This window comes from Amycolatopsis sp. NPDC104819, assembly GCF_055583145.1.
On the sequence record NZ_JBVJON010000022.1, the window covers coordinates 94579 to 109724 of the forward strand.

The 15146-nt window shown below is 71.7% G+C and carries 11 protein-coding genes; 6 read left to right on the forward strand and 5 right to left on the reverse strand.

What is annotated here, in order from left to right; translation table 11 throughout:
- Nucleotides 1–141 precede the first annotated feature (141 nt).
- Together ACZ63E_RS43635 and ACZ63E_RS43640 are read left to right on the forward strand one after the other, a co-directional pair.
- Entirely contained in the window at nt 142–2181 is a 2040-nt protein-coding gene (locus ACZ63E_RS43635; protein WP_465342211.1) for a phosphocholine-specific phospholipase C, read from the forward strand.
- A gap of 122 nt (nt 2182–2303) precedes the next feature.
- The gene (locus tag ACZ63E_RS43640) at nt 2304–3770 is read left to right on the forward strand and encodes a cellulose binding domain-containing protein (RefSeq protein ID WP_465342212.1); all 1467 of its coding nucleotides are present in this window, start codon (nt 2304–2306) and stop codon (nt 3768–3770) included.
- 417 nt (nt 3771–4187) lie between these two features.
- Here ACZ63E_RS43640 and ACZ63E_RS43645 read toward each other — a convergent pair whose 3' ends face one another.
- Together ACZ63E_RS43645 and ACZ63E_RS43650 are read right to left on the reverse strand one after the other, a co-directional pair.
- Complete coding sequence (locus ACZ63E_RS43645) at nt 4188–4313, reverse strand: hypothetical protein (protein WP_465304263.1); 126 nt, start codon at nt 4311–4313, stop codon at nt 4188–4190.
- Nucleotides 4314–4529: 216 nt separating this feature from the next.
- Nucleotides 4530–5324, reverse strand: a complete 795-nt coding sequence (locus tag ACZ63E_RS43650; protein ID WP_465342213.1) for an SDR family NAD(P)-dependent oxidoreductase — start codon at nt 5322–5324, stop codon at nt 4530–4532.
- Nucleotides 5325–5555: 231 nt separating this feature from the next.
- On the opposite strand from ACZ63E_RS43650, the gene ACZ63E_RS43655 reads away from it, so the two are divergent.
- Both ACZ63E_RS43655 and ACZ63E_RS43660 read left to right on the forward strand, forming a co-directional pair.
- Nucleotides 5556–6173, forward strand: a complete 618-nt coding sequence (locus ACZ63E_RS43655) for a LysE/ArgO family amino acid transporter (RefSeq protein WP_465342214.1) — start codon at nt 5556–5558, stop codon at nt 6171–6173.
- Nucleotides 6174–6282: 109 nt separating this feature from the next.
- On the forward strand, nt 6283–6987 hold the full coding sequence (locus ACZ63E_RS43660; protein ID WP_465342215.1) for a DUF6008 family protein: 705 nt from the start codon (nt 6283–6285) through the stop codon (nt 6985–6987).
- Here the strand turns inward: ACZ63E_RS43660 and ACZ63E_RS43665 are convergent.
- The 3 genes from ACZ63E_RS43665 to ACZ63E_RS43675 form a co-directional block, all read right to left on the reverse strand.
- Complete coding sequence (locus ACZ63E_RS43665; protein ID WP_465342216.1) at nt 6968–11047, reverse strand: beta-galactosidase; 4080 nt, start codon at nt 11045–11047, stop codon at nt 6968–6970. The genes ACZ63E_RS43660 and ACZ63E_RS43665 overlap by 20 nt on opposite strands.
- A gap of 153 nt (nt 11048–11200) precedes the next feature.
- Nucleotides 11201–12244, reverse strand: a complete 1044-nt coding sequence (locus ACZ63E_RS43670) for a LacI family DNA-binding transcriptional regulator (RefSeq protein ID WP_465342221.1) — start codon at nt 12242–12244, stop codon at nt 11201–11203.
- A gap of 89 nt (nt 12245–12333) precedes the next feature.
- On the reverse strand, nt 12334–13230 hold the full coding sequence (locus tag ACZ63E_RS43675; RefSeq protein ID WP_465342217.1) for a serine hydrolase: 897 nt from the start codon (nt 13228–13230) through the stop codon (nt 12334–12336).
- Between the two features lie 116 nt (nt 13231–13346).
- Between ACZ63E_RS43675 and ACZ63E_RS43680 the strand changes: the two genes are divergently transcribed.
- Both ACZ63E_RS43680 and ACZ63E_RS43685 read left to right on the forward strand, forming a co-directional pair.
- The gene (locus ACZ63E_RS43680; RefSeq protein ID WP_465342218.1) at nt 13347–13919 is read left to right on the forward strand and encodes an RNA polymerase sigma factor; all 573 of its coding nucleotides are present in this window, start codon (nt 13347–13349) and stop codon (nt 13917–13919) included.
- Nucleotides 13912–15021: a CU044_5270 family protein gene (locus ACZ63E_RS43685; RefSeq protein ID WP_465342219.1), complete on the forward strand. Its 1110-nt coding sequence runs from the start codon at nt 13912–13914 to the stop codon at nt 15019–15021. Before ACZ63E_RS43680 ends, ACZ63E_RS43685 begins: the two co-directional genes overlap by 8 nt.
- The last annotated feature ends 125 nt before the right edge of the window (nt 15022–15146 follow it).

The window sequence follows — 15146 nt, forward strand, 5'->3', positions numbered from 1 at the left end:
AAGTGTCACGCGACGGGACCGGGGATCGAACAGCACATGAACAGCTGTTGCTCGATTACGTCCGAACGTCGGTAGTTACGAACAGCTTCGATCACCTAGGCTGATCGCTGCCCGCCCGAGGTCCCCCTGGAGGCTCCCGTGATGGCCGATCCGAACCGACTCACCCGCCGCAGCTTCCTCGGCGGGGTCGCCGCCGCCGGCGCCCTTGGCGCCCTGCCGCCGGGAATGGCCGAAGCCCTCGCCGAACCGCGGGTTTCCGGCAGCCTGTCCGACGTCCAGCACGTGGTCGTCCTCATGCAGGAGAACCGGTCGTTCGACCACTACTACGGCACCATGAAGGGTGTCCGCGGGTTCGGCGACCGGTCGGCGATCGTGCAGCCGAACGGCCAGGACGTCTTCCATCAGCCCGACTCCGGCCGCAGCGACGGCAAGTACCTGCTGCCGTTCCGCGTGGACACCACCAAAGTGGACGGTCAGGACCTCGGCGACCTCGGCCACGGCTGGGCCGACCAGCACCAGGCGATCGCGAGCGGCGCGAACAACGCGTGGGTGCCCGCCAAGGGCGAGATGACCATGGGGTACTTCGGCCAGGGCGACATCCCGTTCCACCGCGCGCTCGCCGACGCGTTCACGGTGTGCGACCACTACTTCTGCTCGGTGCAGGGCCCGACCACACCCAACCGGCTCTACCTGTTCACCGGCACGATCGACGCCGCGGGCCAGGCGGGCGGCCCGGCGAACTACAACCCGGCCGACTACAAACCGGTGTTCAGCTGGACCACCTACCCGGAACGCCTGCAGCAGCACGGGGTTTCGTGGAAGGTCTACGCCAACAAGGAGGTCGGCGACGCGGGCGGCTCGTTCGTCGGCGACTACGGCGACAACCCGCTCTGGCTGTTCAAGGCCTACCACCAGGACTACTCGAGCGACCTTTCGAAGCGCGCCAGCGTCTTCAAGACCTGGGGCCCGGATTCGGGGAAGGGCAAGGACGTCGACCACGTCCTCGCCGAGTTCACCGCCGACTGCGCGAGCGGTTCACTGCCGAAGGTGTCCTGGATCGTGGCGCCCTACGGTTACTGCGAGCACCCGGAAGCCCGCCCGGTCGACGGCGCCGCGTACACCCAGACCGTGCTGAACGCCCTGTGGGCCAACCCGAAGCTCTGGGAGTCCACTGTGGTCCTCATCAACTACGACGAGAACGACGGCTTCTTCGACCACGTCGCCCCGCCGATCGCCCCGTCCGGCACCGCGGGCGAGTACATCGGCGGCAAGCCGATCGGGCTCGGCGCGCGGGTGCCGATGACGGTGATCTCGCCGTGGAGCCGCGGCGGCTGGGTCAGCTCCGAGGTCACCGACCACACGTCGGTGATCCGGTTCCTCGAACGCTGGACCGGGGTCGCCGAACCGAACATCAGCGCCTGGCGCCGGGCGCTCTGCGGTGACCTGATGAGCTGCTTCGACTTCGGCGCCGCGAACGTCCGGATTCCGCTGCTGCCGGACACCGCGGCGTTGCGGAAGCAGGCCGACGACACCCAGCGGAAGCTGCCGAAGCCGGCGCCGCCCGCGACCGGGAAGCAGCAGGTTCCGGCGCAGGAAGCGGGCACCCGGCCCGCTCGGCCGCTGCCCTACCGGCCGCTGGTGACGACGTCGCTGAGCGCCGACCGCCAGATCCTCACCACGACGTTCGCCAACCAGGGCAGCGCGGCCGTCCAGCTGATGGCCTACCGCAACGACGGGCAGACCGACGGGCCGTGGCCCTACGACGTCGCCCCCGGCGCGCAGGTCGCCGACACCTGGCGGGTGCAGCTCTACGGCGGCGGGAAGTACGGCGTCGCGGTGCACGGGCCCAACCGGTTCCGCTGGGTCTTCGCCGGCGACGCGGACAGCGCCGGCGCGGCGGTCGACGTCACGGCCGGCTACACGACCGAGAACAAGCTGCGGCTGACGATGCGCAACGGCGGCACGACGGCGGTCAAGATCACGGTGACCGCCAACCACTACCGCACCGACGGGCCGTGGACGTACCCGCTGGCGGCGGGCCAGACGATCACCGACGACTGGAACCCCGTCTCCTACGGCTCCGGCTGGTACGACCTCTCGGCGACGCTCGACGCCGACCCGAAGTTCCTGCGCCGGTTCAGCGGCCACGTCGAGACCGGCGCAGCGAGCGTCACGGGCTGATCTTTCACATACGTGACCGGCGTTCAGTTTGTTGACGCGTGTCACGAGTGTGACCTATAAAGGGGCGTCCGGGTGTCACGCCGCAACACCTCCGCTGTAGTCCCCCTTCCCGGAGGTCTCGGGTGTTCCGACGAAGTCCGCTCCGCCGTGCCGTCCTGCTGGGCGCCGCCACCGTTTCCGCCGCCCTCGCGCTGACCGGCGCCGTCACCGCCCAGGCCGCGGCGGCGAACCTGTCCGCCGCGTTCGCGCAGACGTCGGTCTGGACCGGCGGGTACGGGGCCGGGTACACGATCACCAACCACGGCGACGCCACCGCCACCGGCTGGACCGTCGAGTTCGACCTGCCCGCCGGGACTTCGGTGAGCAGCTCGTGGAGCTCGGTGAAAACGCAGTCCGGGCAGCACTACAAGTTCACGAACGCCGGGTTCAACGGCACGGTCAAGCCGGGCGCCACCGCGAACTTCGGCTTCAACGTCGCCGGGTCCGGGCTGCCCGCGGGCTGCACGGTGAACGGCCTCCCGTGCGCCGGCGGCGGCCCGGTCACCACGACACCCACCGCGCCGACGATCACCACGACTCCACCCCCGACGACGACCACGACTCCCCCGCCCGCCGGGGACACGGTGAACGTCTCGACGGCCGCCCAGCTGCAGGCGGCGCTGGCCGACGCGGCCCCGGGCCAGGCGATCAAGCTCGCCGCGGGCACCTACCGCGGCTCGTTCGTCACGACGAAGGCCGGGACGGCGGCGAAGCCGATCACGCTGTCGGGGCCGTCGAACGCGGTGCTGATCAACGACGGCCCGTCGGGTGACGCGCCGGACTGCCCGGCGCCGACGGCGGGCTGGGACTCAGGGTACGGCCTGTGGCTTTCGGGCGCGCCGTACTGGAACCTGACCGGCTTCACGGTGCAGGAGTCGAAGAAGGGCATCGTCGCCGACAACTCCCCGCACACGGTGATCGACGGCGTGAACGTCAACCACGTCGACGAGGAGGCGGTCCACTTCCGCCGCTCGTCGGCCGACAGCGTGCTGAAGAACTCGACGATCACCTACACCGGCCTGGTCCAGCCGGGGTACGGCGAAGGCGTCTACCTCGGCTCGGCCAACTCGAACTGGGCCTGCCACGGCAACTCCGGCGGCGTCGACCGCGGCGACCGGATCCAGGTGCTGGACAACCACATCGGCCCGTTCATCGCGGCGGAGCCGATCGACGTCAAGGAAGGCACGTTCAACGGGCTCATCCGCGGCAACACGTTCGACGGCCGCGGCATCTCCGGCGAGAACTCGGCCGACTCCTGGATCGACGTCAAGGGCATCGGTTACACGATCGAGAACAACACGGGCACGTTCGCCTCGCCCGGCGTGTTCGCGAACGGCTACGAGAACCACAACACGAGCACGTCCCCCTCGTTCGACAACGGCTGCGGCAACGTGTGGCGCGGCAACAAGTCCGACCTCGGCGGCGTCGGCGACTACGCGATCAAGATCAGCTCGGTCTCCAAGTGCGCGGCCAACCCGAACGTGGTGTACGCGTCCAACACGGTCACGAACGCCAAGTCCGGGCTGACGAACATCCCCGTCACGCCGTAGTCATCATTGTTCGATATCGTCCCAGGTCCACGGTTCGGCGGGAGTCCCGTCCGGCTCCCGCCCGAACCGGAACCTGGTCGCGTGGTCATCCTTCTCGAGAAAGCGCACTCCGGCGCCGCTCCTCCAGTACCGCCGCTTGACAGAACGTGCAGGTCGTGGAGCTTCACCACCAGTGAAAGCAAGCCACCGGCGCTACCGAACAGGGCCATGAGCAGGACGGCGCAGGAGGTGACGATCCAGGTGAGCACGAGAACCCCTCGGCCAGGTGAGTGGACGCGCCGGTTGGCGCGGAACCCACCTTCGGGCTACACCGAAGATCAGCACCGAGTTGCGACGAACGGCGCACGATCAGCCCGTTCGCCCTGCCGACCGGCCCGGATCGACGCGCGGTGCGATGAGTTGCGACGAGAAGGGCGGTCAGAGGTGCATGGCCAGCCACAGGGCCACCCACGCGGCGGCGGCGAGCACTGCGCCCGTCGCCGCCGCGAGGAGGACTCGCCGGAGGCCGCGGGCGGGTTTCGCCGGTGTCTCGATGTGGTCCATGAATTCGATCATGAACCACGCGCGCCGATCCCGACACCCGGCGCGCCCGGTCGGGCGACCCCTGCGCGGGGTACCCCGGCGACGCGCGTCACTCCCCGGTGCGGGAACTCCCGGTGAACTTTAGCGTTCTTACCGGTGTCGGCGAGGCGAAGCCCGCCGCCTCCCACTCCCGTTCCCGCCAGAGGTTCCCCCGTGCTTCCGGGCGGGAGCGGGACCTCAGGGGACGATCGAGTCGACGTACCCGCCGTCGACCCGCACGGCCGCGCCAGTGGTCGCCGAAGCGAACGGCGAACTGAGGTACACCACCAGGTTCGCGATCTCCTCCGGCTCGATGAGCCGCTGCAGCAGCGACTGCGGCCGGTGCTTCTTCATGAACTCCCGCTGCGCCTCGTCCCACGGCAGGTCCTTGTCCACCAGCTCGTAGACGAAGTCCTCGACGCCACCGGTGTGCGTCGGCCCGGCGATCACGGCGTTGACGGTGACCCCGGTCCCGGCCGCGTGCTTGGCGAACCCGCGGGACACACCGAGCAGCGCCGTCTTCGACACTCCATAGTGGATCATCTCGGCGGGGATCACGACCGCGGAGTCGCTGGCGATGTACTGGATCCGGCCCCAGCCACGCCCGGTCATGCCGGGCAGGTACGCGCGGGTGAGCCGCACCGCGGCCAGGACGTTGACCTCGAAGTAGCGCCGCCAGTCGGCGTCGGTGATCTCCAGCGGCTCCTGCGCGCCGAAGATGCCGAGGTTGTTGACGAGGATGTCGGCGTCGGGCACCTCTTCGACGACCTGCGCCGCGCCGGCCTCCTCCGAGACGTCGCCCGGGGCGGGCACCAGGTCGGCGTCCGGCAGGTCTTCCTTGAGCCGCGCGATGGCCTTCGCGACACCCGTCTCGCTCCGGCCGTTGATCGCGACCCGTGCCCCGGCGGCGGCGAGCCCCGCCGCGATCGCCGAGCCGATGCCCTGGGTGGACCCGGTGACCAGCGCCGTCTTCCCGCTCAGGTCGACCCGCATCGTGAAAGCCCTTTCTCGCGTCGGCCGGTGCTTCGGCGCCGATTCAAGCACAGGTGACCGGGACGCACCGGCTGAGCCGATCCCGGAAATCCGGTTGCCGCCACGTGCGCCGCACCGACACCATCGGCGCATGACCACGCACCGCACCCCGCTCCTGCCGACCGTCGCCGCGACCCTCGCGCCGGTCACGCAGCAGCCGGGCCGATCGCGGGGGTCGAGCACCACCGCGCCGTGATCACCGCGCTGGTCGCCGGGCTGCTGGCCGGCTACGGCATCGCGATCCCCGTCGGGGCCGTCTCGACCTACCTCGTCGCCCTCACCGCCCGCACCTCCCTCAAAACCGGCCTGGCCGCCGCGCTCGGCGTCGCGAGCGCCGACGGTGTGTACGCGCTGGTCGCCGTGCTCGGCGGGGCCGCGGTCGCCGGGGTCCTGACGCCGGTCGCCGAACCTCTGCGGTACGCCTCGGCCGGCGTCCTGGTCCTGCTGGCACTCCGCGGTGCTGTCTCGGCACTGCGCGAGCACCGCGACACCGCCACCCGGCCCGTGACGCCGCTCGCGCCCGGCCGCGCCTACGTCACGCTGCTCGGGGTCACGCTGGTGAACCCGGCCACCGTCGTCTACTTCACCGCGCTGGTCGTCGGCGACCGGGCCGGCGCCGCCGTCGCGATGCCGCAGCAGACCGTCTTCGTGCTCGCCGCGTTCGCCGCCTCCGCCAGCTGGCAGGCCCTCCTCGCCGGCGGTGGCGCGCTGCTCGGACGGCTCCTCACCGGAGCGCGCGGCCGGCTGGTGACGGCGCTCGTGTCGAGTGCGGTGATCACCGCGCTGGCCGTCCGACTTGTCCTCTCTTGACCGGAAAACCGTTGTCCCATAACGATTCGTCCCGATTCCGGCCGCACGACGGGAGAAGTAGGGCCCCCGGTCCGGGTTTAGGGTCGAAGGGACGACACGGGAGGCGATCATGAACATGCCGATGACGTCGATGTCGGGCTGGGACACCGCCGGCGCGGTGCTGATCGTGCTGTGGGCGCTCGCCATGTGGGCGGCGGTCGGGATCCTGGCCTACGCGAACCGCGGGCCGGTGCGGCCCTGGGTGTACCGCGGCTCGCTCGCGGTGATCGGCATCGGGGTCCTCGGGCAGCTCGGGCACGTCCAGGAGCACATCGCGCAAGTCGGGTACTGGCTCGGCCACCCGAACGCCCCGGCGTGGATGACCCCGTGGGGCACCGGCCTGGCGAACGGGCTGCAGATGGTCCTGCCGAACCGGCCGACGTTCGGCATGGAGCTGCTGCACCTCACCGGCAACTTCATCTTCCTGGCCGGGCTCGCCGGGGTCATGGTGATCACCCGCCGCGCCACCGGCACCCGCGCCCGCCGCTGGGGGAAGATGGGCGTCTGGATGCAGGGCCTGCACGGGCTCGAGCACCTGGTCCTCACCCTCTCGGTCGCGTTCGGGTCGCGCGCCATCGGCGTGTCGACGTTCTTCGGCCTCATCGACGCCGGCCCGGGCCTCACCACCTACCGCGTCTGGTGGCACTTCATCGCCAACGTCATGGGGTCGATCATCTTCGGGCTGGCGCTCTACCAGCTGTGGAAGGAACGCCGGGAAATCCGTGCCACGTTCCTCGTCCGCCCGCTGCCCGAGCTCACCCGGCAGGCGGCGTAGCGCAGGTCAGCGTCGGCAGCGCCCAGTCCGCGTGGTCGTTGCCGTTGCCGTCCCCGCCGTCGTTCACCAGCAGGTCCAGGACCTGGGCCCCGGTGACGTCGACGTCGATCGGGACGGCCGCCTGGCCGCCGCGCAGCACCGGGGTCGTGACGCGGGTCGCGCCGTCGACCGAAACGCTGAAGCTGACGCTACCGCCGGTTCCGGTCTCGCCGTCGACACCCGCGGACGCCGTCAGCCGGGAGCAGGCGCCGGCCAGGTAGAGCTGGACGTCGCTCGCCGCGTGGACGCCGAGGCCCTTCGGGTACGCCACTCCCCCGATGGTCATCGGCTTGCCGTCCCCCGCGCCCGCCTCGCCGTTGCTCGTGTCACGCTCGACCGGGCCCCAGCCGTTCGTGGCGGTCAGGAACGGCAGTGAGCTCACCGCGACCTGGCCCGCGGGTGGCGCCGGCGGCACCGCGCCGACGATCCGTTCGCCGGACACCGACCCCGGCCGCCCGGCTTGCCGGTAGGCCACCGCGACCTTCAGCGCGGCGGTGTCCACTGTGGAGGGAGCGGTCACCGGCCAGGAGAACGTCGCCGAACGCCCGCCGTCGATCCGCGCCACCGAAGGCGGGGACGCCGGGCCGGCCGTCCATCCGGCCGGCGCGGTGAGCACCGGTTTCACGTCGAAGGCCGGAGCCGCGCCCGCAGGGACCCGGACCGTCGCCGAGGCAGTGAAGCGCTGGCCGCCCGACGCGGTGTCCGGCGCGGTCAGCGACACCGCGGCGGTCGGCGCCGACGGCATCGTGTACCGCGCGGGGTCGTAACCGGGCGACGCGTTCTGCCGCACGGTCAGCGGCGAGCGGTAGCTGCCGTAGTTCGTCCAGGCGAGCTTGCCGAGGCCGCCGGTGCTGCCGTCGAGGTTCCACACCGCGACGGCGATGGTGTTGTGCCCGTTCGGGTTCAGCACGCCGTTCGGGATCGGGAAGCTGTGCTGCGGGCCGAGGTAGTTGACGTACTGGCCGAGCTGCCAGCCGTTGACGAACAGCAGCGCCCGGTACTGCCGGGCCGGGTCGTCGGTGATCGTGAGGCCGAGCGAGGTGTCCTGGCCGCGCGGCAGGTCGAGGTCCGCGGTCGTGCGGTACCACGAGACGCCGGGAGTCGTGTCCGTCGCCGGGAGTGTCGCCGGGGCCCAGCGCTGGTCCGGGAAGCCGGGCAGCGACCAGCCCGCGCGCTCGCCGTAGAGGCCGCCGGTGTTGAGCGGGCCGCGGACCGGGTCGAGCCCGGTCTCGCCACCGCGGACACCCTGCAGCCGCCAGGTCACCGACGTCAGCGGCGCGCCGGTCAGCCGGGCGGCGGTGAGCCCGCGCGCGGCCTTGTTGCCGTTGTCCGCGCCGTAGTCCTCCTCGTGCCCCATGTTCACCGTCAGCACGGAGATCTCGTTGTCGCCCGCGCGCAGGGTGCCCGCCGGGAAGGTGAACGTGTGCTGCGGGTCCTTCGAGCTGCCGAGGAAGACCCCGTTGAGCCACGCCGAGAACGCGCCCGCCGGGCCGCCGCTCTGGCTCGACAGCGTGATCCCGGTCTGCTTGCCGTCGCCGGTGAAGTGGCCGCGGTACCAGGTGTTGCCGGTGTGGAAGCCGTAGTCGTCGGCGAAGAGCACCGGTTTGGTGCCGAGCGCGGTCGAGCTGTTGGAGGTGTCCTTGTCGGCCACCGGCCACGCCGAGTCGTCGAAGGCGGGCTGGCTCTCCGGCGACTCCTGCTCGTGCTTCCAGCCGCTCAAGGCGGGCAGCGTGACGGCCTTCGCGGTCGGTGCGGCGGCGGTGAGGCTGCCGCTGGACGTCGGCTGGGTCGCGACGCGGGATCCGTTCCAGGACAACGACTTCTCGGCGGCGAAGACCTCGAACGCGCCGTCCGTTCCGGTGTCCCCGGTCAGGTTCAGCGCGCCGTGGTCGTCGGTCGCGGTCCGCACCAGGTGCGTGCCGCGGACCAGCACCGGCCCGGCGGCGGTGTCCTGACGCCAGAAGGTCGCCGCCGTCGCCTTGTCCGCGAGCAGCAGGAGCAGCGGCCGCTGACCGGGTGCGGTGACGAGCACGCGGGCCAGGCCGTCGTGGGTGTAGTTCAGCCGCAGGTCGCCGCGAGCGGCGTCCCAAGTGGACGTCGCGGTGCCGCCGAGGACCTGCACCGACGGCTGCCGGGCGAACCTCAGCACGGTCTCGCCGGGCCCGCCCTTGTCCCCATAGAGGACCGCGACGTCACGGCCGCCGATGGCCGCCGACGTCATGATCTCCGACGTCGAGTACTGCAGCCGCGTCCGCCCGAGGTCGTAACCGGCGACGACGATCTTCGACTGGCGGCCGTTCAGCGTGATCCCGGTGCCGGTCTGCTGCGGCACGACCGGGTAGTAGTCGGCGCTGTCCGACAGCAGGTCGACGGCGTCGACCACGACGAACGGCCCGGTCGCCTTCGCGTTCTTCTGCCCGGTGACGACGATCTTCAGCGTGTGCGCCCCGGCGGTCAGGCCCCGCGCCTCGTACCCGGTGACCTGGTTCTGCTTGCTCGCCGCGTAGAGGTCGACGGTGTCCACCTTGGACCCGTCGAGGTAGACGTCGGCGACGCCGTGGCTCGGGTCCCTCGACGTCACCCAGCGGATTCCGGTGCCGGTGAAGGGAATGCTCACGCTGTCGCCGGTGACCTCCGAGAACGACTCGGTGTGCTGGTAGTCACCCCCGGTGTAGTCCACCTCCGGGCCGGCGTGGGTCCAGGTGCCGGTGTAGCCGACCTCGGTCGCGCGGTCGTCGTAGGTGTAGCCGGCGTGCGCCGCGAGGTCGAGCGCGAGGCTCGTGGTGTTCGTGGCGGTCGACGTCGAGTCGGTGTGGCGCAGCGTGTGGAACTGCGTGCGCGTGTCGGGGTTGATCCGGGCGGTGTCGGTCAGCGCCGGGTCGGTCAGCGGCGCGCCCGCCAGCCCGTCGGTCTTGGTCAGCGGCGCGACGGACTGCGTGAAGTAGCCGATCAGCTTGTCTTCGTTGTACTTCGGGTCGAACTGGCGGCCCTCGGTGATCGCGGCGCCGTAGTCGTAGGAGGTGTAGTTCTGCGGGATCGCGCTCCAGCCCCAGGACGTGCCGCCGTGCAGCATGTAGAAGCTCTGGCCGGTCGCGCCGACCGCGATGTTCTGCTTGTAGAACACGTTCGCGAACTGGTCGTTGATCAGCTGCGCGCACTTCTCGTAGCCCGGGCCGCCCCACGGGTCGAACGCACCGCCCTGGAACTCGGCGGTGATCAGCGGCTTGCCGGGGACGTGGTCGTAGCTGATGTCCGGCACGCCGTTCCAGCGCGTCGGGTTGGAGCAGTCGAAGCCCTGCGGGTAGGAGTCGGCGGCGTCGACGTCGAGCGCGGCCTCGCCGGCGTTGAACGTGCCGTTGTTGTTGCCCACCAGGGGAACCGTGATGCCGTCGGCGCGGGCCTTGTCCTCGAGGTGCTTCAGGTACGCGCGGCCGTCGGCGTTGCCGTTGTAGTACTCGTTCTCGACCTGGTAGGCGAGCACGCTGCCGGTGCCGTTGGTCAGCTGGTGGCGCGCGATGATCCGGTCGATCTGCGTCTGCCACTCGTCGGAGTACTTCAGATACACCGGGTCGGCGCTACGAGTGTGGCCCGGAGTCGTCGACAGCCAGGTCGGGAAGCCGCCGCCGTCGACCTCAGCGTTGATGTAGGGCCCCGGCCGCGCGATGACGTACAGCCCGGCCTGCTGCGCGACGTCGAGCAGCTTGTCCAGGTCGCGGACGCCGCTGAAGTCGTACACACCTTGGCGCGGCGAGTGGTAACCCCAGTCGAAGTAGAGCGACGTCGAGTTGAAGCCCGCGGCCTTCATCTTCTGGAAGATGTCGAGCCAGAGGTCGGGGCTCGGCAGGCGATAGGAGTGGAACTCCCCCGACCACAGGTAGGTCCGGTTGCCGTCGACCAGGAAGGAGTAGCCGTCGTAGGTGACGGTGTGGGCCGCCTTCGGTGGCGCCGCGGCGGCCTGGGGGACGACCACGCCGACCAGAGCCAGCAGGGCGACGAGCAGGGCCCGGAACGAAGCACGCATGCGGGGACCTCCAGGAACGGCACTGAACCGCACACGATCCTTTGGCAACCGCACAGAAGCGGTCAAGATGCAACACCGAGATGGATCAGTGCCGACGTCGTGTTAACGCTAACTGTCCTGCTCCGGTGTCTCGAACGAGCCAGGCACGGGACATCAGCGGGGGCCGGTGCTCTCCCGCACGATCAGCTCGGCGGGCACGAGGTGCCGCGCGCCGACGTCGCCGCCTGCCATCCGGTCCTCCAGGAGCCCGAACGTGCGGCGGCCGACCTCGATGAAGTCCTGGCGCACCGTGGTCAGCGGCGGCGTGAAGTACGCGGCCTCGGGCACGTCGTCGAACCCGGCGACGTGAACGTCCTCCGGCACCCGGATGCCGGCTTCGGTGAACGCCCGCAGCAGGCCCAGCGCCATCTGGTCGTTGGCCGAGAAGACCGCCTTCAGCCCGCGCTTCCCGGCGAGCGCGCGGCCGGCTTCGTACCCCGACCGCGGGCTCCAGTCGCCGCGCACGACCGCGGGCACCCGCAGGCCCCGCCGTTCGAGGGTCTCCCGCCAGCCGCGTTCGCGGTCCCGGGCTTCGAGCCAGTCCTCGGGGCCGGCGACGTGCCAGACCGTCCGGTGGCCGAGCGCCAGCAGGTGCTCGGTCGCCCGGCGGGCGCCGTCGTACTGGTCCACCGAGATCACCGGCACCGGCGCGGCCTCCCCGCCGCCGACGGCCACCAGCGGGATGTCCGACGGGGCCGCGTCGAGGGCGCGTCCGGCCGTCACGTGCGGGGCGATCACGACGATGCCTTCGACGGCCTGCCGCCGCAGGCTCTCCACCGCGTCGCCGATCGACGAGCGCCCCGGCCGCGTGACACTGCAGATCGCGATCCCGTAGCCGGCCTCGCGCGCGGCGTTCTCGATGCCGTAGAGCGTGCTCGCCGGGCCGTAGAGGTTCGACTCCAGCGCGACCACGCCGAGGGTGCCGGAGCGACCGGTGACCAGCGTCCGCGCGGCGGAGTTGGGCCGGTACCCGAGCTTCCGGACGGCGGCGAGGACCCGTTCGCGGGTTTCCGGGCGCACCGGCCCGCTCTCGTTGACCACGCGCGAGACGGTCATGTGCGAGACCCCGGCCATGCCGGCGACGTCGGCCAGGCTCGGCTGCCGCGGCCCGGGGAACGACGTCCTGGCCTGCTCCCCCGGCTTCGCCCGGTCCGCCACCCTGGCCCCCTCCACCTCGCGCTTCGCCACCTAGGAGACGGTACCGCCGAACCGCCGCGCACCGGTCGTCCCGCGCCGCGCGCGAGGCGTCAGCCCCAGCCGAGCGGCCCGGAGAGCGCTTTCACGACGGCCGTGACGTTCTGCGAGGCCTTCCCCCAGCTCGTGGCGGCCGGCTGGGCGCTGAGCACGACGACCACGTACCGGCGGCCGCCGACGAGCCCGCTGGTGTGCAGGTTGCGGCCCGGGTCGCAGCAGGACCAGCCCTGCTTGACGGCCCAGTCGGTCGCGGTGACCGCACCCGGGATGCCGAAGAACTGGTCGAAGCCGTCGGCGCCGTGCTCGGTGGCGCCGTCGAGGGCGCGCAGGATCACCTGACGGCTGGCTTCGGGCGCGTCGTCCATCAGGTAGTCGTAGAAGCGGACCAGGTCGGTGGCCGTGACCAGCGTCCCGCCCCAGTGGTTGGCGTCGGCGGGCGGCCGGGTCGAGGTCATGCCGGCCCGCTTCGCCCAGGACGTGACGATCGTCGGCCCGCCCAGCTGTGACCAGAGCCGGCTCGCGACGTCGTCGTCGCTGCGCGAGAGCATCTCCGAGACCTCACTGGCCGGCTCGCCCCGCTTCAGCGCTTCGAGCGCGATGAGCAGCTTGACCAGCGACGCCGACGTGTAGGTCGCGTCCGGCCGGTAGGACACGAGGTCCTGGTCGTTCTTGCGGTCGTGGACGAGCACGCTCACCTTGCCGGGCACGAGCGCGGCGAGGTCGGCGCCGGCCGGCAGGTGCGGCTTCGCCGGCGCCGAGGCCGAGGCCGAGGTTTCCGGCGGGGCCGACGTCGCCGTGGTCGCCACGCTCGTGGTCAGCGGCGGCCCGGTTTCCAGCACCGGCCCGGCCGCGACGGCGGGTCCCGGCGCCCGCATCGCCGCGGCGACGACCAGCATCGCCACCACCGCTCCGGCGCACGAGCCGGCCAGCATCACGTTTCCTCGGTGCATACCGGCTCTTGTCCGCAGCCACCGCGACTGTTCGGCCGGACGGGCCGGAATGTGGCCTGTGTCTCATCCGGCCGGGTGATCGGGGACGCGGGTGCGGGGTCGCGACAACCAGTACCGTGACCAGAATCGTCGAACGGCTCGATCGGCCCGACCTCGCCGCGCGGGATCCGAAGGAGGTCTTCGCGCGGCTCTTCGACGAGTACGCCCACCCCCTGCGCGGATACCTCGCGGGCCGCGTGGGCGTGCACGTCGCCGACGACCTCGTGGCGGAGACCTTCGTCGTCGCGCTGCGAAGACGCGCCAGCTACGACCCCGCCAAGGCACCCATCCGCGGCTGGCTCTACGGGATCGCCACCAACCTGCTCCGCAACCACGTGCGGCAGGAGGTCCGCGGGTTCCAGCTGACCGCGAGAGCCGGGACCGAGGACCGCCCGGCCGAGAGCCACGACACCGCGGTGGCCGGACGGGTCGACGCGGCCGCCCGCCTGCGTCTGCTGGCCGGTGAGCTCTCCGGGCTGTCCGAACAGGACCGCGACGTCCTGCTGCTCACCTCCTGGGCCGGTCTCGAACCGGCCGAAGTCGCCGAGGCGCTCGGCGTCCCCGCCAGCACGGTGCGCTCGCGGCTGCACCGCGTGCGCCACCGCCTCCAGGCCCTGCTCGTCCCCATCGAGGAGAACACCCATGAATGAGCTCGACGAGACCCTCGAGCTGCTCCACCGCGACGCCCGCACGGCCCCGGCCGACCTGTCCGCGGCGCGCGCCCGGCTGATGGCGGAGCTCGCACCCGAAGCCACCGTGATCCCGTTGCGGCCGAAGCGGGCCCGCCGGTTCGCCCTGCCGGTCGCCGCCGCCGTGGCCGGGGTGGTCGCGGTGACGGTCGTCGTGACGCAGACCGGCTCGTCCGGGCCCACCGCCGGGCCGGCGGCCGCCGCCCCCGCGTCCAGCACGAACCCGACCGCGCACTGGCCGGACATCAAGCTGATGTCGGCGGTGCAGGTGCTCAACCGCGCGGCCGACCTCAGCGTCGGCGCGGTCGACCAGCCCGTCGGGCCCGGGCAGTTCCGGTACGTCGACGAGCACACGTGGGTCGGGCGCGGGGTCAACACCGGCGAGACGACCGGCTACACCTACCTGTGGGAGCAGCGGCTGGAGCGCTGGATCCCGGCCGACACGCACGACGTCTGGCAGGAGAACCGCAAGATCCTCAGCACCGGGAAGTTCCTGGGCGGCTCGGTGCCGCAGGCGCAGGCGCCCGAGCCGGAGATCACCGACACCGACCAGGGACAGTGGCAGGGCCGCTGCGGTGACTTCTTCCCGAAGGCCAAGCCGGCCAAGAAGTGCGACGACCCGACCGACTGGGACAGCCCGGCGTACTACGCGACGCTGCCGCACGATCCGGCCCAGCTCTACGCGAAGCTGCAGTCCATGACCAAGGGCCGCGGCTCGACGCCGACGGTGATGTTCCACTTCGGCATCGAGATCCTCCGCGCCGGGCTGATGCCCGCCGAGCTGCGCGCCCAGTGGTACCGCGCGCTGGCGAAGATCCCGGGCATCACGGTGCTGGCCGCCGAAACCAACCTCGACGGCCGCACCGGCGTCGCCCTCGGCCTGGACGACCGCCACGAGATCCGCCAGCTCATCGTCGACCCGGTGACGGGTCAGTTCATCGGCGAGCGCACGGTCGCGGGTGCGGAGCCGGACCAGTCCTGGATCAAGCCGGGCACGGACCTCGGCTCGAGCGCGATCACGACGGGTGTCGCCGACCGGCTCGGCGTGGCCCCGGCCCGGTAGCCACAGCGCCCCAATGAGGTTTTCTCAGTAGCGGGGGGGGGGGGGGGGGGGGGGGGGGGGGGGGGGGGGGGGGGGGGGGGGGGGGGGGGGGGGGGGGGGGGGGGGGGGGGGGGGGGGGGGGGGGG